This window comes from Pseudomonas sp. F007, assembly GCF_057814275.1.
In genome coordinates this window covers 428,632-452,923 of record NZ_JBVATA010000001.1, presented here as the reverse complement: position 1 = coordinate 452,923, position 24,292 = coordinate 428,632, and the positions used below count along the sequence as shown (strand labels likewise).

23 protein-coding genes and 1 pseudogene are annotated in these 24,292 nt (G+C 59.6%); 15 read left to right on the top strand and 9 right to left on the bottom strand.

Features of this window, described 5'->3' with window-relative positions; all coding sequences use genetic code 11:
* Positions 1 to 24 precede the first annotated feature (24 nt).
* On the top strand, positions 25 to 1,452 hold the full coding sequence (gene sbcB, locus ACZYR5_RS02265) for an exodeoxyribonuclease I (protein ID WP_489088098.1): 1,428 nt from the start codon (positions 25 to 27) through the stop codon (positions 1,450 to 1,452).
* A 100-nt stretch (positions 1,453 to 1,552) separates the two neighbouring features.
* Here sbcB and mvaT read toward each other — a convergent pair whose 3' ends face one another.
* Positions 1,553 to 1,927 (bottom strand): histone-like nucleoid-structuring protein MvaT, encoded by a 375-nt coding sequence (gene mvaT, locus ACZYR5_RS02260; protein ID WP_083356977.1) that lies wholly within the window; start codon positions 1,925 to 1,927, stop codon positions 1,553 to 1,555.
* A gap of 345 nt (positions 1,928 to 2,272) precedes the next feature.
* On the opposite strand from mvaT, the gene purU reads away from it, so the two are divergent.
* Together purU and ACZYR5_RS02250 are read left to right on the top strand one after the other, a co-directional pair.
* Positions 2,273 to 3,121: a formyltetrahydrofolate deformylase gene (gene purU / locus ACZYR5_RS02255; protein ID WP_489088099.1), complete on the top strand. Its 849-nt coding sequence runs from the start codon at positions 2,273 to 2,275 to the stop codon at positions 3,119 to 3,121.
* Between the two features lie 72 nt (positions 3,122 to 3,193).
* Entirely contained in the window at positions 3,194 to 3,376 is a 183-nt protein-coding gene (locus tag ACZYR5_RS02250) for a hypothetical protein (RefSeq protein WP_489088100.1), read from the top strand.
* Here the strand turns inward: ACZYR5_RS02250 and ACZYR5_RS02245 are convergent.
* Positions 3,373 to 4,137 (bottom strand): methyl-accepting chemotaxis protein, encoded by a 765-nt coding sequence (locus tag ACZYR5_RS02245; RefSeq protein ID WP_489088473.1) that lies wholly within the window; start codon positions 4,135 to 4,137, stop codon positions 3,373 to 3,375. The two genes, ACZYR5_RS02250 and ACZYR5_RS02245, sit on opposite strands and share 4 nt — an antisense overlap.
* A 93-nt stretch (positions 4,138 to 4,230) precedes the next feature.
* A pseudogene (locus ACZYR5_RS02240) lies at positions 4,231 to 5,262 on the bottom strand (HAMP domain-containing protein); the annotation flags it as partial.
* 188 nt (positions 5,263 to 5,450) lie between these two features.
* Here ACZYR5_RS02240 and ACZYR5_RS02235 point away from each other — a divergent pair.
* Positions 5,451 to 6,938, top strand: a complete 1,488-nt coding sequence (locus tag ACZYR5_RS02235; protein ID WP_489088101.1) for a helicase HerA-like domain-containing protein — start codon at positions 5,451 to 5,453, stop codon at positions 6,936 to 6,938.
* A gap of 4 nt (positions 6,939 to 6,942) precedes the next feature.
* Here the strand turns inward: ACZYR5_RS02235 and ACZYR5_RS02230 are convergent, their stop codons facing one another.
* Positions 6,943 to 7,398: a DUF721 domain-containing protein gene (locus ACZYR5_RS02230; RefSeq protein WP_489088102.1), complete on the bottom strand. Its 456-nt coding sequence runs from the start codon at positions 7,396 to 7,398 to the stop codon at positions 6,943 to 6,945.
* Between the two features lie 306 nt (positions 7,399 to 7,704).
* Between ACZYR5_RS02230 and secA the strand changes: the two genes are divergently transcribed.
* The 4 genes from secA to ACZYR5_RS02210 all read left to right on the top strand — a co-directional run bounded on the left by secA (position 7,705) and on the right by ACZYR5_RS02210 (position 13,485).
* Positions 7,705 to 10,440, top strand: a complete 2,736-nt coding sequence (gene secA, locus ACZYR5_RS02225) for a preprotein translocase subunit SecA (protein ID WP_489088103.1) — start codon at positions 7,705 to 7,707, stop codon at positions 10,438 to 10,440.
* Positions 10,441 to 10,578: 138 nt separating this feature from the next.
* The gene (gene argJ, locus ACZYR5_RS02220) at positions 10,579 to 11,796 is read left to right on the top strand and encodes a bifunctional glutamate N-acetyltransferase/amino-acid acetyltransferase ArgJ (RefSeq protein WP_489088104.1); all 1,218 of its coding nucleotides are present in this window, start codon (positions 10,579 to 10,581) and stop codon (positions 11,794 to 11,796) included.
* Between the two features lie 115 nt (positions 11,797 to 11,911).
* Positions 11,912 to 12,544 (top strand): glutathione S-transferase family protein, encoded by a 633-nt coding sequence (locus ACZYR5_RS02215; protein WP_489088105.1) that lies wholly within the window; start codon positions 11,912 to 11,914, stop codon positions 12,542 to 12,544.
* On the top strand, positions 12,541 to 13,485 hold the full coding sequence (locus ACZYR5_RS02210) for a Nudix family hydrolase (RefSeq protein WP_489088106.1): 945 nt from the start codon (positions 12,541 to 12,543) through the stop codon (positions 13,483 to 13,485). The genes ACZYR5_RS02215 and ACZYR5_RS02210 overlap by 4 nt, the downstream gene beginning before the upstream one ends.
* A 35-nt stretch (positions 13,486 to 13,520) precedes the next feature.
* Here ACZYR5_RS02210 and ACZYR5_RS02205 read toward each other — a convergent pair whose 3' ends face one another.
* From ACZYR5_RS02205 to ACZYR5_RS02195, 3 genes are read right to left on the bottom strand one after another with little or no spacing between them, the layout of a single operon-like run.
* Entirely contained in the window at positions 13,521 to 14,102 is a 582-nt protein-coding gene (locus tag ACZYR5_RS02205; RefSeq protein ID WP_489088107.1) for a cob(I)yrinic acid a,c-diamide adenosyltransferase, read from the bottom strand.
* 2 nt (positions 14,103 to 14,104) lie between these two features.
* Positions 14,105 to 16,141, bottom strand: coding sequence for a sensor histidine kinase (locus tag ACZYR5_RS02200; protein WP_489088108.1), 2,037 nt, complete (start codon positions 16,139 to 16,141; stop codon positions 14,105 to 14,107).
* Between the two features lie 45 nt (positions 16,142 to 16,186).
* Positions 16,187 to 17,104: a putative 2-dehydropantoate 2-reductase gene (locus ACZYR5_RS02195; protein WP_489088109.1), complete on the bottom strand. Its 918-nt coding sequence runs from the start codon at positions 17,102 to 17,104 to the stop codon at positions 16,187 to 16,189.
* A gap of 143 nt (positions 17,105 to 17,247) precedes the next feature.
* Between ACZYR5_RS02195 and ACZYR5_RS02190 the strand changes: the two genes are divergently transcribed.
* Together ACZYR5_RS02190 and ACZYR5_RS02185 are read left to right on the top strand one after the other, a co-directional pair.
* Complete coding sequence (locus ACZYR5_RS02190; protein WP_489088110.1) at positions 17,248 to 17,733, top strand: YajQ family cyclic di-GMP-binding protein; 486 nt, start codon at positions 17,248 to 17,250, stop codon at positions 17,731 to 17,733.
* 135 nt (positions 17,734 to 17,868) lie between these two features.
* Positions 17,869 to 18,705 carry a mechanosensitive ion channel family protein gene (locus ACZYR5_RS02185; RefSeq protein WP_489088111.1) on the top strand — a complete coding sequence of 279 codons (837 nt, stop codon included), beginning with the start codon at positions 17,869 to 17,871 and terminating at the stop codon, positions 18,703 to 18,705.
* A gap of 227 nt (positions 18,706 to 18,932) precedes the next feature.
* On the opposite strand, the gene ACZYR5_RS02180 is transcribed toward ACZYR5_RS02185, so the two are convergent.
* A complete protein-coding gene (locus tag ACZYR5_RS02180) occupies positions 18,933 to 20,231 on the bottom strand; it encodes an OprD family porin (protein WP_489088112.1) in 1,299 nt (432 codons plus the stop codon).
* An 856-nt stretch (positions 20,232 to 21,087) separates the two neighbouring features.
* On the opposite strand from ACZYR5_RS02180, the gene ACZYR5_RS02175 reads away from it, so the two are divergent.
* On the top strand, positions 21,088 to 21,513 hold the full coding sequence (locus tag ACZYR5_RS02175; RefSeq protein ID WP_489088113.1) for an HIT domain-containing protein: 426 nt from the start codon (positions 21,088 to 21,090) through the stop codon (positions 21,511 to 21,513).
* Between the two features lie 3 nt (positions 21,514 to 21,516).
* Positions 21,517 to 21,723, top strand: coding sequence for a SlyX family protein (locus tag ACZYR5_RS02170; protein WP_489088474.1), 207 nt, complete (start codon positions 21,517 to 21,519; stop codon positions 21,721 to 21,723).
* A gap of 64 nt (positions 21,724 to 21,787) precedes the next feature.
* On the opposite strand, the gene ACZYR5_RS02165 is transcribed toward ACZYR5_RS02170, so the two are convergent.
* Positions 21,788 to 22,393 (bottom strand): cold-shock protein, encoded by a 606-nt coding sequence (locus tag ACZYR5_RS02165; RefSeq protein ID WP_489088114.1) that lies wholly within the window; start codon positions 22,391 to 22,393, stop codon positions 21,788 to 21,790.
* Positions 22,394 to 22,758: 365 nt separating this feature from the next.
* Between ACZYR5_RS02165 and ACZYR5_RS02160 the strand changes: the two genes are divergently transcribed.
* The 3 genes from ACZYR5_RS02160 to ACZYR5_RS02150 all read left to right on the top strand — a co-directional run bounded on the left by ACZYR5_RS02160 (position 22,759) and on the right by ACZYR5_RS02150 (position 24,228).
* A complete protein-coding gene (locus ACZYR5_RS02160; protein WP_489088115.1) occupies positions 22,759 to 23,232 on the top strand; it encodes a Dps family protein in 474 nt (157 codons plus the stop codon).
* A 293-nt stretch (positions 23,233 to 23,525) separates the two neighbouring features.
* Entirely contained in the window at positions 23,526 to 23,861 is a 336-nt protein-coding gene (locus tag ACZYR5_RS02155) for a ribbon-helix-helix domain-containing protein (protein WP_489088116.1), read from the top strand.
* 145 nt (positions 23,862 to 24,006) lie between these two features.
* A complete protein-coding gene (locus ACZYR5_RS02150; protein WP_007977333.1) occupies positions 24,007 to 24,228 on the top strand; it encodes an FmdB family zinc ribbon protein in 222 nt (73 codons plus the stop codon).
* The last annotated feature ends 64 nt before the right edge of the window (positions 24,229 to 24,292 follow it).

Genomic DNA, 24,292 nt, shown 5'->3' with positions numbered 1-24,292 from the left:
CGATCCAACGTTCAGGAACCGCCCGTGACTTCCATCTTCTGGTACGACTACGAAACCACCGGGATCAGCCCACGCTGCGACCGACCGCTGCAAGTGGCCGGCATTCGTACCGATCTGGAGCTGAACGAGATCGATGCCCCGGTCAATCTCTACTGCCGTCCCAGCGACGACATCCTGCCTCATCCGGCAGCCTGTGTGATCACCGGGATCACCCCGTCGCGCCTGGCCGAGAAGGGCCTGTGCGAGGCCGATTTCATGACCCGGGTGCACGCGCAACTGGCCGCGCCCGGCACCTGTGGCGCCGGTTACAACACCCTGCGTTTCGACGATGAAATGACCCGCTACAGCCTGTATCGCAACTTTTTTGATCCTTATGCCCGGGAATGGCAGGGCGGCAACAGTCGCTGGGATTTGATCGACGTGGTGCGCACCGCATACGCCCTGCGTCCCGACGGCATCGAATGGCCGCAGGAAGAGGGCCGCGTCACCCTGAAACTCGAGCGCCTGACCGCCGCCAATGGCATTGACCATGGACAGGCCCACGATGCCTTGTCCGACGTGCGCGCGACCATTGCCCTGGCACGGCTGATCCGCGACAAGCAGCGCAAACTCTATAACTGGCTGTTTGCCTTGCGCAGCAAGCAGAAGGTCATGGATCAGATTCGTTTGCTGCAGCCACTGGTGCATATTTCCGGACGTTTCTCTGCGGCGCGTCATTATGTCGGTGTCGTGCTGCCGCTGGCCTGGCATCCGCGTAACCGCAACGCACTGATCGTCTGTGATTTGCACCTCGATCCCCAGGGGTTGCTTGAGGATGACGCGCAATCGCTGCGTCAGCGCCTGTATACCCGCCGTGAAGATCTCGCGGCCGGCGAATTGCCGGTGCCGCTCAAACTGATTCATATCAACCGTTGTCCGGTGGTCGCACCGTTATCGGTTCTGCGCGAAGAAGATCAGCAGCGCCTGCAACTGGATATGCCGTTGTACCAGGCGCGGGCATTGCGGCTAAGTGACGCACAGCAAGTCTGGCAATCGAAAGTCCAGGCGATCTATGCCGCCGAAGCATTCACCCCAAGTGAAGATCCCGAGCAGCAGTTGTATGACGGTTTCATTGGCGACCGCGATCGGCGTTTATGCGAGCAAGTGAGAACGTCCGATCCTGTGCAACTGGCGCAAGAACAATGGCCTTTCGATGATGAACGTCTGCCTGAATTATTATTTCGATATCGCGCGCGCAACTTTCTCGAAACCCTGGATGAACGCGAACAGCAACGCTGGAAAATGTTCTGCCAACAACGCCTGACTGACGGGCAATGGGGCGCGCCGAATACACTGGAGGACTTTAATCGCGCCGTCGCCCAATGTTCGATCAATGCCAGCGAGCATGGGCTTGCGGTGTTGGATGAGTGGAGTGAATACGTCGAGGACGTACGCAGTCGTTTGGGATTGTGAATACACGGATGAAATATGTTGAATTAAACCCATAAAAAAACGCCAGCGAAAGCTGGCGTTTTTCGGTGTTCGCAAGTGAACCTGCGAGACGTGCTGCAGCTTAGCCCAGCAGGGTTGCCCAGCTTTCAACCACGTCGCCGCCCCACTTGGCTTTCCACTCTTTCAGTGTCTTGTGGTTGCCACCTTTGGTTTCGATGACTTCGCCGTTGTGTGGGTTCTTGTATTGTTTGACCTTGCGTGCACGCTTGGTGCCGGTAGTTTTCACAGCGCCACGCGGTGCTTTAACTTTGGATTCCGGATCCAGCAGGGCGATGATATCGCGCAGGGATTTGGAGTATTCGCCCATCAGGGTGCGCAGTTTGCCTTCGAATTCCAGCTCGGTTTGCAGTTTGTCGTCTTGGGACAGGTTCTTCAAACGGGCTTGCAGCTCTTTGATCGCCTCTTCGGTGGCGCGATATTCGTTGATCAGGGACATGAGGACTACCTTATGTTGGACGCTGGTTGGCAGGGGACAGTGGCGCAATAATAGTCAGGGTGTTTCATCAAGTAAACAATCCGCTGGCTTTAATTTAATTAATTAGAGTCAGTCTGCTGAAAAAAGACCGTTGTTTTTAAATAATCGCGGCCGTGATCACAGTTATTCACAAGTCGTTTGCAGGCTGTTTTTCAATAGCAGCCGCTTGTGGGTTTAGTCGCGATAACCACCCGCTGTGAGGGGCGGACAAGGGGCGGCGGCTGAGCGCATTGCTCAGGAATACTGCAGTTTTGCTGCGCAATCGCTAGAATGGCCGCCTTTGTGAAGTTCTGGAGTTTTCCCCCCATGCGCACTTTTCGCCTAGTGATTGCTTGCCCGGACGGCGTCGGCATCGTCGCCAAGGTCAGTAACTTTCTGGCATCACACAATGGCTGGATCACTGAAGCGAGCCATCACTCGGACACGCAAAGTGGTTGGTTCTTCATGCGTCACGAAATTCGTGCCGACTCGCTGCCATTCGGTCTTGAAGAATTTCGCGAGGCCTTTGCGCCGATTGCCGAAGAGTTCTCGATGAACTGGCGCATCACCGACACCGCGCAGAAAAAACGCGTGGTGTTGATGGCCAGTCGCGAATCCCACTGCCTGGCGGACTTGCTGCACCGCTGGCACAGCGACGAACTGGACTGCGAGATTTCCTGCGTGATCTCCAACCACAATGACCTGCGCAGCATGGTCGAGTGGCACGGCATCCCGTACTACCACGTGCCGGTCGATCCGCAGAATAAAGAGCCGGCCTTCGCCGAGGTGTCGCGCCTGGTCAAGCAACATGACGCCGAAGTGGTCGTCCTGGCGCGCTACATGCAAATCCTGCCGCCGGAGCTGTGCACCGAGTACGCGCACAAGGTGATCAACATTCACCACAGCTTCCTGCCGTCGTTCGTCGGCGCCAAGCCGTACCACCAGGCTTCGATGCGTGGCGTCAAGCTGATCGGCGCAACCTGCCACTACGTGACCGAAGAGCTGGACGCCGGTCCGATCATCGAGCAGGACGTGGTGCGCGTCAGCCATAGCGACAGCATTGAAGACATGGTGCGCTTCGGTCGCGACGTCGAGAAGATGGTGCTGGCCCGTGGCCTGCGTTATCACCTGGAAGACCGCGTGCTGGTGCATGGCAACAAGACCGTGGTGTTCTGAGTCGTCGTTGACATGCCAAAGGGCCTCAAGCGTTGTACGCTTGAGGCCCTTTTTCGTTTCAAGGTGCAGACCGTGAGCGATCCACTGGATAAAGCCACTTCAAAGGCCCCGGCCACGCTGGGGGAAGGCTGCCTGAGCCGTTACGACCCCGACGATCTCGGCAGTGACGATGGCACCGACTTCCCGGGTGCGGCCGAACTGTGGCAGCAATTGCAGGAAGCGCCCGAACCGGACACCCCTGCAAAAAAGCCCTAGATGCGGAAACTGCCCACCAACTGCTTGAGTCGAGCCGCTTGCTGTTCCAGGTCGGAACAGGCGCGCAGGGTTGATTGCAGGTTTTCAACACCTTCCTGATTGAGGGTGTTGATCTCGGTAATGTCCATGTTGATCGATTCCACCACGGCGGTCTGTTCCTCGGTGGCCGTCGCGACTGACTGGTTCATGCCATCAATTTCGCCGATGCGCACGGTCACGCTGTTCAAGCGCTCGCCGGCAAGGTTGGCAATCTCCACACTGTCCTGGCTGTGGCGCTGGCTGTCGCCCATGGTGCTGACCGACTCGCGGGCGCCGACCTGCAGTTCTTCGATCATGCCCTGCACCTGCTGCGCCGACTCCTGGGTGCGGTGCGCCAGGTTGCGCACTTCGTCGGCTACCACCGCAAACCCGCGTCCGGCCTCACCGGCGCGCGCCGCCTCGATGGCCGCGTTGAGCGCCAGCAAGTTGGTCTGCTGGGAGATGCTGGTGATGACTTCGAGGATCTGCCCGATGTTCACGGTTTTGCTGTTCAGCGACTCGATATTGGTGCTGGAGGTGCTGAGCATGCTCGACAGCTGATTCATCGCGGCAATGCTGCGATCGACCACTTGCTGGCCGTCTTGGGCAAGGCTGCGCGCATCGCTGGCCTGGTGCGAGGCTTGCGCGGCGTTGCGAGCGATTTCCTGGGCGGCGGCCCCCAGTTGATTGATCGCCGCGGCAACACTGTTGGTGCGACTGGCCTGCTCGTCACTGTTGAGCATCGACGAATTGGAGGCGCTGACCACGCGCAGGGCCACTTCGTTGACATGCTCGGTGGCCGACGAGACCTCGCGGATCGACCCGTGGATGCGTTCGACAAAGCGGTTGAAGGCAATGCCCAGGGTGCCGAATTCGTCGTGATTGTGGATGGCCAGGCGGCGAGTCAGGTCGCCTTCGCCGTCGGCGATGTCCTGCATGGCGCGAGTCATCACGTGCAACGGTTGGATCAGCAAGCGGATCAGCATGCCCAGCAGGGCGATGATCACGACCACGGCGATCACCGTGGCAATGATCGCCGAGGTGCGGAACTCGCTGAGCATGGAGAAGGCCTTGTCCTTGTCCACCGACAGGCCGATGTACCAGTTGACCGACGGCAGGCCCTTGATCTGGCTGAAGGTGAAAATCCGTGTCTTGCCGTCCACCTCGACCTCGGTGAACTCCCTGCCGATGCGTGGGGTGTTCTGCGCAAAGGCTTCGCTGAGAGGCTTCATGACCAGCGATTTATCCGGGTGGACCAGGATCTTGCCGTCGGCGCTGACCAGGAAGGCGTAACCCATGCCGCCGAAATCCACGGCCTTGAGGTTGTCGATCAGGGTCTGCAGGCTCAGGTCGCCGCCGACCACGCCGACGCTTTGTCCGGCTTTTTTCGAAGCGCTGGCAATCGAAATGATCGTCTGGCCGGTGGCAGCGTCGATGTAAGGTTCGGTCAGCGTGGCGTTGCCACTGTTCTCCGCGCCTTTGTACCAGGGGCGGGTGCGCGGATCGAAACCGGCAGGCATTTTCACATCCGGGCGGATGGTGAAGCTGCCGCCGGCATTCCCCAGGTAGGAAGCCATGAAGGTCGATGTCAGGGCTTTCTGCTCAAGCAGCTCGGCGACGTGGTTGTCATCGGCGTTGATCGCAATATTCTGGGCCAGGTTGTCCACCAGCAGAATGCGCCCGCTCAACCAGGTCTGAATGTTGCGTGCGGTGACGTCACCCATTTCAGTCAGATAATTGTCGAGGTCCTGGCGAATCGCGTTGCGCTGCAGATAGTCGTTGTACAGCGTAAACGTGGCGAACGCGGCAATGACGATAAGGGCGGCGGCAAGCAGGATTTTGTGGCTGAAGCGCAGATTTTTGTTCATGGCTTGTATGTCCGCTAAGGTCTTATTGTGTAGGGCGTGTTGCTATAAAGGCGCGCAAAGTAGGCGCCATTGCACAGAAGCTGATATTTCCGTCTTTCCTTAGGGAATTATCCGACCTGATTTTCAGTCTGGTCTCTCGCTTCTATCTATCGGCTGTGTAGGACCAAAGCTTAACCATGGGTGAAAAAATGCCTGATTCATTGCAACTCGTTATTGGTGCAGACCTTCAAGCTCAGCCGATTGCCCAGGCGATGCGCCTGGCAAACCGTCATGGACTGGTGGCCGGCGCCACCGGGACCGGCAAGACCGTCACCCTGCAGCGCCTGGCCGAGGCGTTCAGCGACGCCGGGGTCGCAGTGTTTGCCGCCGACATCAAGGGCGACCTGTGTGGCCTCGGTGCGGCAGGCAACCCCCAGGGTAAGGTCGCCGAACGCATCGCCGGCATGCCCTGGCTCAACTATCAGCCGCGCGCCTATCCGGTGACGTTGTGGGATATCCACGGTCAATCCGGTCATCCACTGCGCACCACCTTGAGTGAAATGGGTCCGTTGCTGCTGGGCAGCTTGCTGGAACTGACCGACAGCCAGCAGTCGGCGCTGTATGCGGCGTTCAAGGTGGCCGACCGTGAGGGTTTGCTGCTGCTCGACCTCAAGGACCTCAAGGCCCTGCTCAATCACCTCAAGGAACATCCCGAGTTACTCGGCGATGACGCAGCGCTGATGACTACCGGCTCCAGCCAGGCCCTGTTGCGGCGCCTGGCCACGCTGGAACAGCAGGGCGCCGAAGCCTTGTTTGGCGAGCCGGCGCTGCAGTTGCAGGACATCCTCGCACCGGCCAGCGATGGCCGTGGGCGCATTCACCTGCTCGACGCCAGCCGCCTGGTGCACGAAGCGCCCAAGGTTTACGCGACCTTCCTGCTGTGGCTGCTGGCAGAGCTGTTTGAACAACTGCCCGAGCGCGGCGATGCCGAGAAACCGCTGCTGGCGTTGTTTTTCGACGAGGCCCATCTGCTGTTCACCGGCACCCCCAAAGCGTTGCAGGACCGGCTGGAGCAGGTGGTGCGGCTGATTCGATCGAAGGGCGTGGGCGTGTACTTCGTCACCCAGTCGCCCGGCGACTTGCCCGATGACGTGCTGGCCCAGTTGGGGCTGCGTATCCAGCACGGGCTGCGGGCGTTTACCGCCAAGGAGCAGAAGTCGCTGAAGGCGGTGGCCGATGGCTTCAGGCCGAACCCCGCATTCAGCACCCTGGAAGTCCTGACCGAGTTGGGGATTGGCGAGGCACTGGTGGGCACCCTGCAGGAAAAAGGCACGCCGGAGATGGTCCAGCGCGTGCTGGTGGCGCCTCCGCAATCACGCATCGGGCCATTGAGCGAGGCAGAGCGTGCTGCGCTGATCGCCAGTTCGCCGTTGGTCGGCCGGTATGACAAGCCAATCGACCGGGAGTCGGCGTACGAAGTGTTGATGGGGCGCAAGGGGTTGGCGCCCGAAACGCCGGATCCGGCGAACAAACCGACAGCAGAGGAACCGAGTTTTACCGACAAGGCCGGTGAGTTCCTCGGTACCGCCGCCGGGCAGGCGCTCAAGTCGGCCATGCGCCAGGCGGCCAATCAGCTCGGTCGGCAACTGGTTCGCGGCTTGATGGGGTCGCTGCTGGGCGGCAGCAAGCGTCGCTAGCGGCTCAGGTTTTTGGCCTGGCGTGGGCGGCCAGGCGCTCCAGTGCGGCGCGCAGGTTGGGATCGCTGATTCCATCGGCCGTCGCCTGGATGGTCGAGGCCGCGTCGCAGGACAAGTCCATGGTGTGCCCGGCAGCGCCGTGCTGGATGGTCGGCGGTTGCACTTTGAACTGGATGCGGGTCAGGCGGGCAAATTCGTCGAACGCCTGCAGTTGGCGCTCCAGGCGTTTTTGCTGGTAGCGCAAGCGGGTTGCCCAGTGACCGTTGGTGACGATCAGCAGCAGTCGCCCCTCGCGCCACGACGCGACATGACAATGTTCACGCGCCGCCGGCTGCAACTGGCTTTCGAGCAGGCGCTGTAAATGAGCCAGGCGTTGTGCGTGACCGAGAATGGCTTTTAGCGGTTTGGCTTCGCGTAGTAAAACGGCGGGTGCTCTGGCCGTAAGAGGGCGAAATGCCATGATCAGACACCTGAAGTAACAGAGCCGCCATGGTAGCAGAAAGCGGGCGTCGCACCCGCCCATTGCTTTGTTCGCGCTTTACCCATTAAATCAACGACTAACTTCTGCCGTGAATGGCTTGAAGTTGAGCAAAAAGCCCTTATTTTAAGTGAGCCCCGTCATAACGCTGTGCCAGCATCGTGGAATATCGCCACTTTCCTCACCATCGTTTCCGGGTAGAATGCTCGTTCGCATGCGGCCATGAGGGCTGCTCGGGCGACTCACGGGGCCGCCCTCCATCCCTTTAGTGTGGAAGATCCTGCCGATATGTTTGCGCCTTTGTTAAAGAAACTTTTTGGAAGCAAGAACGAGCGTGAAGTCAAACGCATGCTCAAGACGGTGCAACTCGTCAATGCCTTCGAAGAGCGAATGGTGGCCCTTTCGGACGATCAGTTGCGTGCCAAGACAGCCGAGTTCAAGGCCCGCTTCGCCAAAGGGGAGACCCTCGACAAGTTGTTGCCAGAAGCCTTCGCGGTTGCCCGTGAAGCCGGTAAACGCATCATGGGCATGCGCCACTTCGACGTTCAGTTGATCGGCGGCATGACCCTGCACGAAGGCATGATTGCCGAAATGCGTACCGGTGAAGGCAAGACCCTGGTGGCAACACTGGGCGTATACCTCAACGCGCTGTCCGGCAAGGGCGTCCACGTAGTGACCGTGAACGACTACCTGGCCCGTCGAGACGCCAACTGGATGCGTCCGCTCTATGAATTCCTCGGCCTGACCGTCGGCGTCGTGACGCCGTTCCAGCCGCCGGAAGAAAAGCGTTCGGCCTACGCCTGCGACATCACCTACGGCACCAACAACGAATTCGGTTTCGACTACCTGCGCGACAACATGGCGTTCAGCATGGAAGAAAAATTCCAGCGCGAACTCAATTTTGCCGTGATCGACGAAGTCGACTCGATCCTCATCGACGAAGCCCGTACCCCGCTGATCATCTCCGGCCAGGCCGAAGACAGCTCCAAGCTCTACATCGAGATCAACAAACTGATCCCGCAGTTGAAGCTGCACGTCGAAGAAGTCGAAGGCGAAGTCACCCAGGCTGGCCATTACACCGTTGACGAGAAGACCCGCCAGGTCGAACTCAACGAAGCCGGTCACCAGTACATCGAAGAAGTGCTGACCCGCATCGGCCTGCTGGCCGAGGGCGAAAGCCTGTACTCGGCGCATAACCTGGGCCTGCTGACCCACGTGTATGCCGGTCTGCGCGCGCACAAGCTGTTCCATCGCAACATCGAGTACATCGTGCAGGATGGCCAGGTCGTGCTGGTCGACGAACACACCGGCCGGACCATGCCGGGCCGTCGTTTGTCCGAAGGCCTGCACCAGGCCATCGAGGCCAAGGAAAACCTGAACATCCAGGCCGAGAGCCAGACCCTGGCGTCGACCACCTTCCAGAACTACTTCCGTCTGTACAACAAACTGTCCGGCATGACCGGTACAGCCGACACCGAAGCGTTCGAATTCCACCAGATCTATGGCCTGCAGGTCATGGTCATTCCACCGAACAAGCCGCTGGCGCGTAAAGACTACAACGACCTGGTGTTCCTCACCGCGGACGAGAAATACGCTGCCATCGTTGCCGACATCAAGGAAAGCATGGCCGCTGGCCGTCCGGTCCTGGTAGGTACGGCGACCATCGAAACTTCCGAGCACATGTCGCGCCTGCTCGAGAAGGAAGGCATTGAACACAAGGTCCTGAACGCCAAGTTCCACGAGAAGGAAGCCGAGATCATCGCCCAGGCCGGTCGCCCGGGTGCGCTGACCATCGCCACCAACATGGCCGGTCGTGGTACCGACATTCTGTTGGGCGGCAACTGGGAAGTGGAAGTCGCCTCCCTGGAAGATCCGACCCCTGAGCAAATCGCCCAGATCAAGGCCGACTGGCAGAAGCGTCACCAGCAAGTGCTGGAGTCGGGTGGCCTGCAAGTGATCGCTTCCGAGCGTCACGAATCGCGCCGTATCGACAACCAGTTGCGTGGTCGTGCCGGCCGTCAGGGTGACGCGGGTTCCAGCCGCTTCTACCTGTCGCTGGAAGACAGCCTGATGCGCATCTTCGCCTCTGACCGGGTGAAGAACTTCATGAAGGCCCTGGGCATGCAGCCTGGCGAAGCGATCGAGCACCGCATGGTGACCAACGCCATCGAAAAGGCCCAGCGCAAGGTTGAAGGGCGCAACTTCGACATTCGTAAGCAACTGCTGGAGTTCGACGACGTCAACAACGAACAGCGTAAAGTGATCTATCACATGCGTAACACGTTGCTGGCCGCCGACAACATCGGTGAAAACATCGCCGACTTCCGTCAGGACGTGCTCAACGCCACTGTATCGGCGCATATTCCTCCGCAGTCGCTGCCTGAACAGTGGGACGTTGCCGGTCTGGAAGCGTCGCTGGAAAGCGATTTCGGGGTGAAGCTGCCGATCCAGCAGTGGCTTGACGAAGACGATCACCTGTACGAAGAAACCCTGCGCGAGAAGCTGATGCAAGAGCTGATCGCCGCGTACAACGAGAAAGAAGACCAGGCAGGCGCCGAAGCCCTGCGCACCTTCGAGAAGCAAATCGTCCTGCGCGTCCTCGACGACCTGTGGAAAGACCACCTGTCGACCATGGACCACCTGCGTCACGGTATCCACCTGCGTGGTTATGCGCAGAAGAACCCGAAGCAGGAATACAAGCGCGAGTCGTTCACCCTGTTCTCCGAACTGCTGGACTCGATCAAGCGTGACTCGATCCGTGTGCTGTCGCACGTTCAGGTTCGTCGCGAAGATCCCGCCGAAGAAGAAGCGCGTCTGCGCCAGGAAGCCGAGGCATTGGCGGCCCGCATGCAGTTCCTGCATGAAGAAGCCCCAGGCCTGGAGCAGCCGGAGCAGATCGGCGAAGAGGTCGACGTGGCCCTCGCTACCGCACCGGTACGCAACGAGCAGAGGCTGGGCCGCAACGAGCTGTGCTACTGCGGTTCGGGCAAGAAGTTCAAGCATTGCCACGGGCAGATCCAGTAAAACCCGTTTCAATCGCTGAAATACCCGCGCCGCGACCGGCTTCTGCCGTCGCGGCGTTTTTCCATTCAGGTCACCGACGCCGGTTAATCCAGGCCCGCGTCGACGCTGCAGACATCACCTATTTAGAGGAGCGCATTCATGGCTGTTGGTCTTGGTCCTTTGCCAACGTTGCACCCGGTTGCCGGTTTTGAACTCGGTATCGCTTCGGCTGGCATCAAGCGCCCTGGGCGCAAGGATGTGGTGGTCATGCGCTGTGCCGAAGGTTCGACCGTTGCCGGTGTCTTCACCTTGAACGCCTTTTGCGCGGCGCCGGTGATCCTCGCCAAGCAACGCGTCCAGGGTCCGGTGCGTTACCTGCTGACCAACACTGGCAATGCCAACGCCGGCACCGGTGAGCCTGGCCTGGCGGCTGCCGAGCGCACCTGCGCCAAGCTGGCCGAACTGACCGGCGTCGATGCCAGCCTGGTGCTGCCGTACTCCACCGGTGTGATCGGCGAACCGCTGCCGGTCGAGAAGATCGAAGGTGCACTGCAGGCTGCCCTCGACGACCTGTCGGAAAACAACTGGGAAGCTGCGGCCACCGGGATCATGACCACCGACACCCTGCCCAAGGGCGCGAGCCGGCAGTTCCAGCACGACGGTGTGACCATCACCGTAACCGGCATCAGCAAGGGCGCCGGGATGATCCGCCCGAACATGGCGACCATGCTCGGCTACATCGCGACCGACGCCAAGGTGTCCCGTGAAGTGCTGCAAAACCTGATGCTCGACGGCGCCAACAAGTCGTTCAACCGCATCACCATCGATGGCGACACCTCGACCAACGATTGTTGCATGCTGATTGCCACCGGCAAGGCCGCGCTGCCGGAAATCACCGAAGCCAGCGGCCCGCTGTTCGCGGCGTTGAAGCAGGCGGTGTTCGAGGTGTGCATGGAGGTGGCGCAGGCCATCGTCCGTGATGGCGAGGGTGCGACCAAATTCGTCACCGTCGAAGTCAACGGCGGCGGCACTCACCAGGAATGCCTGGACGTCGGCTACACCGTGGCGCATTCGCCGCTGATCAAGACCGCGTTGTTCGCCTCCGATCCAAACTGGGGTCGTATCCTGGCGGCGGTCGGCCGTGCCGGCGTACCGGATCTGGACGTGAGCAAGATCGATGTGTTCCTCGGCGAAGTGTGCATTGCCAGCCGGGGTGCTCGCGCCGCCACCTACACCGAAGCCCAGGGTTCGGCGGTGATGCAGCGTGAGGAAATCACGATCCGTATCGAGTTGGGTCGCGGCGACTGCAGCGAAACCATCTGGACCACCGACCTGTCCCACGAGTACGTGAAAATCAACGCCGAGTACCGTACGTAAGATCTGGGCGACCTGATCGCGGGCAAGCCCGCTCCCACAATAGTTCTGTGGGAGTGGCGCCTGCCACGCGTTGGCGATTTCTGGCCTGTACCCCCCTCAACCAAAGGACGCGTATATGAGCTACCACCTGATCATCGGCGACAAACTCTATTCCTCCTGGTCCCTGCGCGGTGCCCTGGCACTGAACCTGGCGGGCGCGACCTACTCCGAAGAAATCATCAAGCTCAACCAGCCGGATACCCGCGAGCGTCTGCTCAAGCATTCGCCGACGGCCAAGGTGCCGCTGCTCAAGACCGAGCATGGCACCATCGCCGATTCCCTGGCCATCGCCGAATACCTGGTCGAGCGCTTCCCCGAGGCACCCCTGTGGCCGCGGGATATCGCGGCCCGTGCCCAGGCCCGTTCTGCCTGCGCGCAGATGCACAGTGGGTTCTTTGCGCTACGCGGCAATATGCCTTTTGACTTGAGCCGGGACGCACCACTGGTGCCGATGCCTGCCGATGTCCAGGCGGAAATCCAGCGCATGCTGGCGCTGTGGGCCGAGTGTCGGGCGGCGTCGGCCGAAAGCGGTCCGTTCCTGTTTGGCAGCGTGAGCCTGGCCGATGCGTTTTTCGCCCCGATTGCCGTGCGCCTGCGCACCTATCAGGTCGAATTGCCGGCTGACGCAGCGGCTTACGTGGAAACGATTTATCAATGGCCAGCCTTCCAGGCCTGGCAGAAAGCCGGTTTAGAGGAAGTAGTGCGGTGAAACGAGTCCATGTAGCGGCAGCAGTCATCCGTGACGCCAGTGGCAAGATCCTGATTGCGCGCCGCGCCGATACCCAGCACCAGGGCGGCCTGTGGGAGTTTCCCGGCGGCAAGGTCGAGGAGGGCGAGGCCGTGCAGGCCGCGCTTGCCCGCGAACTGCACGAAGAGTTGGGGATCGGGGTCAGTGCCGCGCGTCCGTTGATCCAGGTCCGGCACGACTACCCGGACAAGCAGGTGTTGCTGGATGTCTGGGAAGTTTCGGCATTCACCGGCGAACCTCATGGTGCCGAAGGCCAGCCACTGGCCTGGGTGACGGCGCGTGAGCTGGGCAATTACGAGTTTCCTGCCGCCAACTTGTCGATTGTCGCCGCTGCGCGGTTGCCGGCCGACTACCTGATTACCCCGGAAGGCCTGGAACCACCGGAGCTGCTGCGTGGCATACAGAAAGCCATCGCTGGTGGCATCAAGCTGGTGCAACTGCGAGCCCCCAACGGCTACGACCCGAAATACCGCGACCTGGCGGTGGATGCCGTGGGCTTGTGTGCGGGCAAGGCGCAATTGATGCTCAAGGGGCCGTTTGAATGGCTGGGGGATTTCCCCTCCGCCGGCTGGCACATCACCGCCGCGCAGTTACGCAAATACGCCAGCGCCGGGCGACCGTTGCCGGCCGAGCGCTGGCTCGCAGCCTCGTGTCATAACGCAGAGGAACTGAGCCTGGCCGAGCAGATGGGCGTCGACTTTGTCACTCTGTCGCCGGTGCAGCCGACTCAGACTCACCCGGATGCCACGCCATTGGGTTGGGAGCAGGCGCGAGAACTGATCGCCGGTTTCAGCAAGCCGGTGTACCTGCTGGGGGGCGTCGGTCCCGCCGAACGCCAGCAAGCCTGGGAAGCGGGCGCTCAGGGTGTGGCCGGGATTCGAGCGTTCTGGCCACAAGCCTGAGCCTGGCGGGTGTGTGGGGATAATCCCCGGGGTGATCAGGCCTCGGGTTTTTTCGCCGCCTGCCAGAGGATCTCGCTGATGCCCTGACGCTTGGCAATCAAGCGGGCAGCGACAAACAGCAAGTCCGACAACCGATTGATATACGCCAGCCCGACCCCTGCCAGGGGCTCGATGGCGTTGAGTTGCTGGCAACGGCGTTCGGCGCTGCGGGCCAGGCTGCGGCAGACATGGGCCTGGGCAATCAGGCTCGAGCCACCGGGCAAGATGAAATTCTCCAGCGGCCCCAGCTCGTCATTCCATACGTCAATCGCCGCCTCCAGGCGCTCGATCTCCTGTGCGTTCAGCGCTTGATACTCAGGCATTGCCAACTCACCGCCGAGATCGAACAGTCGATGCTGGCAAGGCGCCAGGACTTCGATCACTTCAGTCAACCCGGCGCAGTGATCGCTGTGCTCGGCCAGGCCGGCCAACAGCACCCCCACCTGACTATTCAATGTATCGACTTCGCCGATAGCCTCGATGCGCGGGTGATCCTTGGGCACCCGGCGACCATCGCCCAGGCCGGTTTCACCTTTGTCACCGGTGCGGGTGTAGATCTTTGACAGGCGAAAACCCATGCCTAGCGCTCCAGTTGGTTGAGTTCGTGAGGGGCGACGGGGAAGCCGCTCAACGGCAGGCGCAGGGTAAAGCAGGTGCCCTGGCCGAGGGTCGACTGCACTTCCATCTGGCCCTTGTGGTTGTTGGTGATGATGAAATACGACACGGACAGGCCGAGGCCGGTGCCCTGGCCGATCTCCTTGGTGGTGAAGAACGGTTCGAAGGTGCGTTTGCGCACGCTCTCGCTCATGCCTATACCGTTGTCCTCGACCTGGATTTCCGCCCAGGGTGGATTGAGCCGGGTGCGCAGGGTGATCCGGCCGGGTTCGCGGTCGTCTTCGCGTTGGTGAATGGCCTGGGCGGCGTTTTTCAACAGGTTGAGCAGCACCTGCTCGAGTTCGTTGGCGGTGCCGGGCACCGGTCCCAGCTGTGGGTCGAACTGGCGAATGATTGCCTGGCCCTTGAAGTCGAAACCAATCGCCAGGTCGAAGTCGTTGCCTGCGATCTCTACGGCCTGGTCGATCAGTGCCGGCAGGTCGCAGGGGGCCATCTGCCGGTTGCTGCGGCGGCTGAAGCTGAGCATGTGGGTGACGATTTTCGCCGCGCGGGCCCCGGCTTGCTGAATGCCGTCCAGCAATTGCGGCACTTCGCGGGTCTGCAGGTACTGATTGACGTTATCCAGTTCGACACCGAGCTGTTGCGCGGTTTCGAGGTTCTTCGGCAGTTCGCTGGACAGGCGCCGACGAATGTTCTGCACGTTGTGCAGGATCGCGCCCAGAGGGTTGTTGATCTCGTGGGCCATGCCGGCTGCGAGCCCACCCACCGAAAGCATCTTCTCCGATTGCACCATCATTTCTTCCAGGGACAGACGCTGGGTGATGTCGTCGATACGGATCACCACGCCCCGACCGGCACCGCCCATCAGTGGGTAAAAGGTCAGGGCGTAATGTTTGGGCTCGTCGTCCTTGAACCAGGTGACCCGCTCGATCTTGACCACGCTGTGCTGCTCGACGGTTTCCTTGAGTTGCGGCAGGAATGGCTTGAGCGGTTCGAAGGCGAGGAAGATCGGCTGGTTCAGTGCCTCGTCCAGGCGCGTACCGGAGAGGGCGCTGGCTTCCTGGTTCCACTGCGTCACGTAGAGCTGTTCATCGAGGGCGATCAACGCCGAGGGCATGGAGTCGATGATGCTGTTGAGGTAATTCTGGAAGCCTGTGAGCTTTTTCTCGATCTTGCTCCGCACCTGGACTTCCAGCTCCAGCTTGCGGTTGGTGTGGCGGGTTTCTTCGGCCAGGCCCTGGGCCTGGTCGTACGCGGCCTGGGAGTCGTCCCTGGCTCGCTTGAGCTGCTGCTCCCGGGCTTCGATGCGCGACAGCATGGTGTTGAAGGCTTCGGCGAGGCTGCCGATTTCATCGTGGTTGCCGCGTGAGGCACGCAGGGCGTAGTTCTCTTCCCGGGTGACCTGGCGCGACAGCTCTTCGAGCTGGTGGATAGGCTGGGTAATCAGGCGCTTGATCTGCTGGGCAATCAGCAACCACAGCAGGATGCTGAAGATCAGGATCCCCAGGCTGGCGGTGAATGTGCCGGTGTAGAACGCCACCGGCAATTCGCTGCTGGCCACCAGCAGCAAATGCCCGGGTGCCGCATCTGGACGTGGCAGGGGGATCAATTGATTGCTACGAAACTCGGTGGCCTGCCAGGCTTCGATATGACGGAAACGCTTGGGCAACTCGAGGTGATCGCCATGCTGGACCTGTGCCAGCAGTTGGCCCTTGCCGTCGTACAGTGCGGCGGCACGCAAGGGGGAATAGCTGTTGAGTTCATTCAGGAGTTTTTCCGCGTCCTGCGGCGAGTTCAGCGCCTGTGCGGCTATCGACGGGTTGGAGACCAGCCGGCCGATAGTCTGCAACGCCTGGGGGGCCATGCTTTCCTGGGAGATCCAGTAGGCGGCGCTGATAAAGGTCAGGTTGGCCACCAGCAAAACGGTGATCAACAGTACCAGCAGGGCGGCCAGCAGTTTCTGGCCGACCGGCAGGTTTTCGAGGCGCTGGCGCAATGGCATCGGGGTCGTCGCAAGAGGAGAACAGGCAGCCAGCGTAGCCGCTGCTCAGTCGCTGGGCAATCCGCGTGATTTCAGGTGGGCGATCAGGCGTTGCTGCAGTTGCGTCAGGTGCGGCAATACCAGTTGATGGCGGGTCGCAACTTCGCAAGCGTGCCCCAGCAGGTAGCTGATTTCGGTCCGGCGCTGATTGGCGACGTCCTGGTACATGGACGAAAAGTTGGCCGCGGTGGCCAGGATCACTCGTTCGACTTCCTGTTGCAGATCCTCTGCTGCAGCGGGCTGACCAGAGCGTTCGAGCAACTCGGTCAGTTCCAGGCACAGGGTAGCGACTTCGCAGTGATGCGCCTGCAAGCCGCCGTTACGGCAATCGTGGAGCACGGTCAGCGGATTGATCGCACAGTTGAGTGCGAGCTTTCGCCACAACCGGGTCAGGATGTCCACACTCCAGGCGTGAGGAATGCCCGCCGTGTCCAGGTCCTCCAGCCAGATCGGCGCTACCGGCTGGAGTGTGTCGCCCAGCCAGGTGTAGCCATGACCGGCGAACACTACACGCCAATCTCCATCACGAAACGCGCCTTCGGTACTGGAGGCGCAGATGCAGCGGGCGTGGGGCAGGCGTGCGGCCACCGCATCCTGGCTGCCAAGGCCGTTCTGCAGCAGGATCAGTTCAGCGTTGTCGCTCAGGCGATGGGCCACCTGCGCCACTGCGGCTTCGGCATCGTAAGCCTTGCAGGCGACCAGCAGGCGTTCGATCGGCCCATCGTCGTCGACTGTGTCGGCCGGCACCGCGTAACACTGTGGCTGCCCTTGCTCGACCAGGGTCAGGCCGCCTGCGTTCAGATAGGCTTGCAGGCGCGTCTTGTCGCGCAGCACCAGCCTCACTGGCAGGCTCGCGCGCGCCAGGCGAGTTGCCCAGAGGGTGCCCAGGCTGCCGGCGCCCAGAATGTGCCAGGTGGTCGACATCAGATTTTCGCTCGGATTGGCAGGTGCATGTGAGGCTCGCCGCTGCGGATGGGAAAGACCCGTTATAATCAGCGCGGATTTTAACCGCAAGCCAGGCGCGCTCCATCTTTATTGTGCGCGCCGTTTTTTATTGGAGAGATTACATGCCGTCGTTCGACGTGGTATCCGAACTGGACAAACACGAACTCACCAACGCGGTCGAGAACGCCGTCAAGGAACTCGATCGTCGTTATGACTTGAAAGGCAAGGGCAGCTTCGAGTTCAAGGAAAAGGACCTGACCGTCAACCTGACCGCCGAGGCCGACTTCCAGCTGGAAGCGATGATCGAGATCCTCAAGCTGGCCCTGGTCAAGCGCAAGATCGATGTGCAGTGCCTGGAGGTCAAGGACGCCTACGCTTCCGGCAAGCTGATGAAGCAGGACGCCGTGCTCAAGGAAGGCATCGACAAGGAACTGGCGAAGAAGATCGTGGCGCACATCAAGGACGCCAAGCTCAAGGTCCAGGCCGCCATCCAGGGCGAGCAGGTGCGGGTCACCGGCAAGAAGCGCGATGACCTGCAGGAGGCGATCGCGGCCTTGCGTGCCAACGAATTCGGCATGCCGCTGCAGTTCAACAACTTCCGCGACTGATCAGTCGGCAGGGAACCTCTCGGCGTTATTGGCGTCCGAGGCCCAAGCAACAGCAGAAATGATTGAGCCTGCAAAGGTTCGGTCTTTCTGCTGCTTGGTTTTATGTGCCGGGTAGCCGGGAATCAGGAGAGAAATATGGATTTGAATGCTGAAGTGGACAACCTGGTGAAGGCTTCCCAGGCCTGGATCCCGATGATCATGGAGTACGGCAGCCGCGTGCTGCTGGCAGTGGTGACCCTGGCCATCGGCTGGTGGTTGATCAACAAGTTGACCCACAAGGTCGGTCGCCTGCTGGCGCTGCGTAACGCCGACCTGGCGCTGCAGGGGTTCATCAGCAGCCTGGCGAACATCATCCTCAAGGTGTTGCTGGTGGTCAGCGTCGCGTCGATGATAGGCGTGGAAACCACCTCGTTTGTTGCGGCCATCGGTGCTGCCGGCCTGGCGATTGGCCTGGCGTTGCAAGGCAGCCTGGCGAACTTCGCCGGTGGGGTGCTGATCCTGCTGTTCCGCCCGTTCCGCATTGGTGATTTCATTGAAGCCCAAGGCACTGCGGGGACGGTCGATAGCATTCAGATCTTCCACACCATCATCCGTACCGGCGACAACAAGACCGTCATCGTGCCCAACGGCGTACTGTCCAACGGCATCATCACCAACACCAACCGTCAACCGACACGCAAAGTAGTGTTTGATGTCGGCGTGGATTACGAAGCCGACCTGCAGAAGGCCCGTGCCGTCTTGCTGGAACTGGCCAGCGACGCCCGTGTATTGAGCGATCCGGCGCCGGTAGCGGTGGTTTCGGTGTTGGGCGACAGCTCGATCACCCTGTCGCTGCGGGTCTGGACCAAAACCGCTGACTACTGGGACGTGATGTTCCATTTCAACGAGCACGCCCGTGATCGTCTGAAAGAGGCAGGTATTGATATTCCGTTCCCGCAGCGAGTGATTCGCGTGGTTCAGGAAACCGCTTGATACCTGGCTTTTCGGTCAAGTAGTAACGTAAAACCCGGGACCCCTGAAAGGCTCCCGGTTTTTTTTATATGAGTAGGTTGGCAATTAAGTTTCTGCTTATTATTAGTGTGCTATTCAATTGTTAGAGCATTGTTGTCATCTAACTGCAATAAAAAAGCCCCTCACCTGTTAAAGGGTGAAGGGCTTCTGCTTTGAGCCAGGCTCAAGACGCTAGCAAGTACCGCGGATTACAAGATGTGCAGTGGGTATTCAACGATGATACGTACGTCGTTGTTGTCTGCAGTGTAGTCAGCGTTGTAAGCGTTGTTGGCACGGTAGATCGCGCTACGCAGACGCAGGGACAGATCCTTGGCCGGACCTTCCTGGAACACGTATTTGGTTTCGAAGTTGAACTCGTGTTCCTTACCTTCGGTACCGGACGAGGTCTCGATGTTGTTACCGTAAACATAACGGCTCATGAAGCTCAAGCCTGGCACACCGTAGGTGGCCATGTTCAGGTCGTAGCGAGCCTGGTACGACTTCTCTTCCTGACCGATGAAGTCGGAGATCTGGATGGAGTTGGCTACGAAGATCGTGCCGTTACCGTCAACACCGTACAGGTAGTTGGTGTCGCCCGCGGACTGCTGGTAGCCCAGGGTGAACTTGTGTGCGCCCAGGCTGTAGGCAGCTGCCAAGCTCCACAGTTTGTTGTCCTGCTTGCCGTACAGGGCTTGACCCTGGTCTTTGGTGCGGTAGGCGTTCAGGTCGAAGTTCAGCGACTGTTCGTCGTTGATCGGCAGGGTGTAGTTGGCGTTGATGTATTGCTTCTTGAAGTAGTCGTCTACGTCGGAAGCAGCAAAGCCGGCTACGAAGTTATCGGTGAACTGGTAGGTAGCACCACCGATGTTGGCGCTGGTCAGACCTGGGCTGTGTGGGCCGTTGATGCTGTCCTTGCCCATGCCGGTTTGCGAACTCAGGGCGGTGAAGCGACCCAGGTTGACTTCCAGGCCTTTGATTTCCTTGCTGGAGATGTAGGTACCTTCAGCAACTTCTGGCAGCAGGCGGCTGTCGTCAGTGGCGAAAACCGGGCTGGCAACGAATTGACGGCCGTATTTCAGAGTGGTGTCGGACAGACGGAATTTAACAGCCGCGCCGCCTTTGGACTGGGTGTCTTCCGGGTTGCCGTCGCTGTCGCGAGCGAACAGGCCGTTGCCGGCGCGACCGGCACCGCCGTCCAGCTTGGCGGTAGCGCCCAGCAGGGCGTCAACGCCAACACCGATGGTGCCTTGGGTGAAGCCGGATTCGTAGGTGATCAGCTCGCTGATACCGGTGTCCTGACGATAACCGCTCTTGAAGCCGCCACCTGGCTTGGCAATGTTGCCGGCGCCGTTACGGAAGTCGCGGTTCATGTACTCGATACGAGTCTTGGCTGTCAGGCTTTGGTCTTGAATAAAGCCTTTGGCATCGTCCTGGGAGGACGCGATTGCGAACTGCGAGGTGCCTGCTGCTACAGCCAGGGCGATCATGCTCCACTTCATCACGCGCATCGTGATTTGCTCCTTTGGTTTTTTTTGAAGAGTTCTGCCGTCCCACCTGATTTATTATCTGGGCGGCTCTTTCTTTTTGTGTCGGCGCAAACTTATATCACGCCGACAATGTTGGCGATACTTGCGCTTTCATCCTTTCAGCTTCTTTACGGCCCTGTCGCAAAATGCGTGGTCAAGGTCGTATTCCCGCAAAAAATGTGCATGTGGACCGACAACTTCAGCGCTGTTTATACACAGCGTCTGCGTCAGATAAAAGAGTCCTGATGTTGCACGTGAATCTCCGTGGGCTACCTTGCCGCTGTTCTTATAGGTCCAAGGACTGCGCTATGCAGCGACTGCCCTATAGACGATGTGGGAATCAATGCAACAAGCGTGCACAAACGTCGATTTCGTCTGAGGAATTTTCAGTAGGTGCGCTTTTCCATTGCGAAACCGAATAAACACGGGGCTTTTGGCGCCGAATTGTTTGCACTTGACTCCCCCTGTGCTTCTGGTGTTGCACCATGCCTGTGCATGACTGGAAGCAGGAAACGTTACCGGTTCACACTCGTCGGTGTGTAAACGGCGGATGTTCGGAGATATCAGCGTAGACCCGGTTTTTATTCCTGCAAAAAATTTTCCGAATTTTTCTATGGATGTCACGCATTTAGGGACTGAAGTGCCAGTAATTGCCGGTGCCTGGCAAATCGAGCGCCTCGCGATGGTGCGTCCGGCGGGTCGGTGATGCGTTGCAGTGCCGAAGGCTTTTCGCCGTGAACCCGAGTGTGTTCGCGGGTATGCTGTACGGATAGGGCGCGCGCGTTGATCTTCAGGCCTGGCGCGTGCCCAATTCATGGACTATGCAGGAGTGCGCGCGGTGTTTGCTTTGGATTCACGACTTCAACAGGACACTTTGCCTATCGGCGACTTCAAGCTCAGTCGGTTGCTGTTGTCCAACGACTCGAATTACCCCTGGTTCATCCTGGTGCCGCGCAAGGCTGATATCAGCGAGTTGTTTCAGCTGGATCTCGCCGATCAACAACAGTTGTGGCAGGAAACCACCGAGTTGGCCGAAATGCTCAAGGACTCGTTCGACGCCGACAAGATCAACGTCGCGACCCTGGGCAATGTCGTCAGCCAATTGCATATGCATGTCATCGTGCGCAAGCGCGACGATGCCGCCTGGCCAGCGCCCGTTTGGGGCAAGCACCCGGCTCGTCCCTACACGGCCGAACAGGTTGCGGCCATTCGTGAGCGCCTGCGTGTGGTGCTGACTGACGGTTTCACGTTTCTGGAGGGCTGAATGATGAACCTGGAAGAGCGCGTCATGGACCTTGAAAGCCGTTTGGCCTTTCAGGATGACGCCATCGAGGCAATGAATGATGTGCTGGTCGCCCAGCAGCGGGTGGTCGAGCGCCTGCAGTTGCAAATGGCGGCATTGCTCAAGCGCCAGGAGGAGATGGTCGGTCAGTTCGGGTCCTTCGAGGAAGAGGCGCCGCCGCCGCACTACTGATCACCAGGCCATAAAAAACCGCGAGCAGCCTGGCTGTCTCGCGGTTTTTTTTGCCCGTTGAAGATCAGCGACGCGGCAAGGCTGCGATCACGTCTTCGGCCTGCAGGCCCTTGTCCCGGTTCATCACCGAGAACTCAACCCGCTGGCCTTCTACCAGGACGCGGTGGCCCTCGCCACGAATGGCGCGAAAGTGCACGAAAATATCATCGCCGGAGTCGCGGGAAATGAAGCCGAAGCCTTTGGAGGTGTTGAACCACTTGACCGTACCGGTATCGCGGTTGGTCATGTCGTAGTTTTGCGGGGCGGCCGCGGCAGGCGAGGATTTGTAGAAGCTCACCGCCAGGTGCAGCAATACCGCGACCAGTGCAACGATGAGGCTGAACAGAACCGATGGGTGACCACCGATTTCCGCCATGGGCGCCAGCAGCGTCAGGGTTTGCAGGACCACAGCCAGTACCAGCAAGGCACTGACCAGGTTTTGCAGTTGATGGCGAGGACCTTTGTTCCAGTAGGGGATCACTGGGGCAAGGATCAGGTTGAGCAAGCCGAAGAACGCCAGGTACAGCGCGTCAGGTTGTTGCAGGTAAGGTACCGCTTCGGTTCGCAAGCTGGGGATGAAGGACAACAGCAAGGCTGCTGCGCCCGTTAGCAGGTGGACGATTTTCAACATTTTGATTGACTCACTTTGGACGGATCACAAGGAAGAGCTGAGTGAGTACGGTTCGCTTCTGAACAAATGGGAGGCGGTGGACACGTACCGGGTATCAGCCTATGCACCGCGCGCGGGGAAATAGCGGCAGTGACACGGCGTCTATTTAACAGCAAAGACCGTACCTTCTCAAATCAGCGCAGACGGGGCGTGCGCCGGTATTGCGGGACGCCCTCCGAGTGACTGCCGCAATGACTGCGCGAAGGCTTGTGCCAGAGCGCTCAGGTGTAATGCAGGACGTCGGCGATTGCCAGCGAGGTGCTGGGACTGTTGCTACAGTGTTTGCGCAGCTGTGGAATGGATTTCATCACCGTAAGGGGAAAAGCATGGCAATTGATATCGGTATCAGCGAGGCAGATCGCAAGTCCATCGTCGACGGGCTTTCGCGTTTGCTATCGGACACTTACGTCCTTTATCTGAAAACCCATAACTTCCACTGGAACGTGACAGGGCCGATGTTTCGCACCCTGCACTTGATGTTCGAAGAGCAATATAACGAGTTGGCGCTGGCGGTCGATCTGATTGCCGAACGTATTCGGGCGTTGGGCTTTCCAGCGCCGGGTGCTTATTCAATCTATGCGCGACTTTCTTCAATCAAGGAAGAAGAAGGTGTGCCGAGCGCAGAGGACATGATCCGGCAACTGGTCCAGGGGCAGGAGGCCGTCACTCGCACTGCGCGGGGCATTTTTCCACTGCTGGACAAGGTCAGTGATGAGCCCACGGCAGACCTGCTGACCCAACGTATGCAGGTGCACGAGAAGACCGCGTGGATGCTGCGCTCGCTGCTGGACGGTCAGTAACGCCGTCAGGACTGGCGACGCCCATTGATGGGGCGCGCCAGTCTCTCGCTCAAGCCGGCATCAGGTGTTTTTCGTCATCCGGGCTTTGGCTTTTCGCTCTGCTGTTATTGATTTTTCCTTGTTGGTTTTACCATCGAAACCAACAGTGTCGGACAAAGTTAATAGTCTTCTCGCAGTTGTTGGCTTGTCCTACATGCAGGGTTATAAAGCCATCTGGAAATATGTATCTGCTTACGTTTTTATAACGACAGGGAGTTGTTATTCAAATCAAGTGACAAGGGAGTGTCAGGACAATGGCCAGATTATCAGGTGCAGAAGTTGGGGAGGGGGGGCGGCGACGGGATATCCGAGTCGACCCCTTCGATCGTGAGTTCGACATGGGGTTGGCGCGACCACTTTCCAGGTCGGTTCGCTTGAATGGATTCGCCACATGCTTGCGGCTGGAGCAGGTCTACTGGGATATCCTGGCGCGAATCGCCCGGGATAATTGCTGCTCGGTCAGTGCTTTGCTGTCCCATGTGGACCGGGAGGTGCACCTGCGCCATGGCGGGGTGAAGAATTTCAGCGGCCTGGTGCGGGTCATGTGTGTGGTCCACAGCTTGAACGAGAGTGCGGCTGGTGTGGGGTGAGGCGCTGGTCCCGTCGGCGGGCGAGCCCTCGAAGTGTCCTGTGCAGCGTTACGGCTGCACAGGCTCGATTTAATCGATATAATCCCGCTCTTTGCCGCCAAACCCACTGTTTGAGCGGGATCAATCTGGTCGCCGAGACAATCCCATGCCGATGTACGACTATCAATGTGCTTCCTGTGGTCATCAGTTGGAAGCCATTCAGAAGATCAGCGATGCACCGTTGGTCGACTGCCCAGCCTGCCAGGCACCCGAACTGAAAAAAATGCTGTCGATGCCGGGCTTTCGCCTGAGCGGTACCGGTTGGTACGAAACCGACTTCAAGACCGGTTCGAAGAAGAATCTGGCCGGTGGCGACAAAGCTGACTAAGTTGAACGACACACCGGGCTCTTGCATTATCTGGCACTTCATTCAAGTGCGGCGGTGCAGCAAG

Excerpts from the sequence above, each read along its gene's own strand:
- mvaT (WP_083356977.1), bottom strand. The coding sequence starts at position 1,927 with ATGTCCCTGATCAACGAATATCGCGCCACCGAAGAGGCGATCAAAGAG.
- purU (WP_489088099.1), top strand. The coding sequence starts at position 2,273 with ATGCGCACTTTTCGCCTAGTGATTGCTTGCCCGGACGGCGTCGGCATC.
- ACZYR5_RS02245 (WP_489088473.1), bottom strand. The coding sequence starts at position 4,137 with ATGCTCAACAGTGACGAGCAGGCCAGTCGCACCAACAGTGTTGCCGCG.
- ACZYR5_RS02235 (WP_489088101.1), top strand. The coding sequence starts at position 5,451 with ATGCCTGATTCATTGCAACTCGTTATTGGTGCAGACCTTCAAGCTCAG.
- ACZYR5_RS02230 (WP_489088102.1), bottom strand. The coding sequence starts at position 7,398 with ATGGCATTTCGCCCTCTTACGGCCAGAGCACCCGCCGTTTTACTACGC.
- secA (WP_489088103.1), top strand. The coding sequence starts at position 7,705 with ATGTTTGCGCCTTTGTTAAAGAAACTTTTTGGAAGCAAGAACGAGCGT.
- argJ (WP_489088104.1), top strand. The coding sequence starts at position 10,579 with ATGGCTGTTGGTCTTGGTCCTTTGCCAACGTTGCACCCGGTTGCCGGT.
- ACZYR5_RS02215 (WP_489088105.1), top strand. The coding sequence starts at position 11,912 with ATGAGCTACCACCTGATCATCGGCGACAAACTCTATTCCTCCTGGTCC.
- ACZYR5_RS02205 (WP_489088107.1), bottom strand. The coding sequence starts at position 14,102 with ATGGGTTTTCGCCTGTCAAAGATCTACACCCGCACCGGTGACAAAGGT.
- ACZYR5_RS02200 (WP_489088108.1), bottom strand. The coding sequence starts at position 16,141 with ATGCCATTGCGCCAGCGCCTCGAAAACCTGCCGGTCGGCCAGAAACTG.
- ACZYR5_RS02195 (WP_489088109.1), bottom strand. The coding sequence starts at position 17,104 with ATGTCGACCACCTGGCACATTCTGGGCGCCGGCAGCCTGGGCACCCTC.
- ACZYR5_RS02190 (WP_489088110.1), top strand. The coding sequence starts at position 17,248 with ATGCCGTCGTTCGACGTGGTATCCGAACTGGACAAACACGAACTCACC.
- ACZYR5_RS02185 (WP_489088111.1), top strand. The coding sequence starts at position 17,869 with ATGGATTTGAATGCTGAAGTGGACAACCTGGTGAAGGCTTCCCAGGCC.
- ACZYR5_RS02180 (WP_489088112.1), bottom strand. The coding sequence starts at position 20,231 with ATGCGCGTGATGAAGTGGAGCATGATCGCCCTGGCTGTAGCAGCAGGC.
- ACZYR5_RS02170 (WP_489088474.1), top strand. The coding sequence starts at position 21,517 with ATGAACCTGGAAGAGCGCGTCATGGACCTTGAAAGCCGTTTGGCCTTT.
- ACZYR5_RS02165 (WP_489088114.1), bottom strand. The coding sequence starts at position 22,393 with ATGTTGAAAATCGTCCACCTGCTAACGGGCGCAGCAGCCTTGCTGTTG.
- ACZYR5_RS02160 (WP_489088115.1), top strand. The coding sequence starts at position 22,759 with ATGGCAATTGATATCGGTATCAGCGAGGCAGATCGCAAGTCCATCGTC.
- ACZYR5_RS02155 (WP_489088116.1), top strand. The coding sequence starts at position 23,526 with ATGGCCAGATTATCAGGTGCAGAAGTTGGGGAGGGGGGGCGGCGACGG.
- ACZYR5_RS02150 (WP_007977333.1), top strand. The coding sequence starts at position 24,007 with ATGCCGATGTACGACTATCAATGTGCTTCCTGTGGTCATCAGTTGGAA.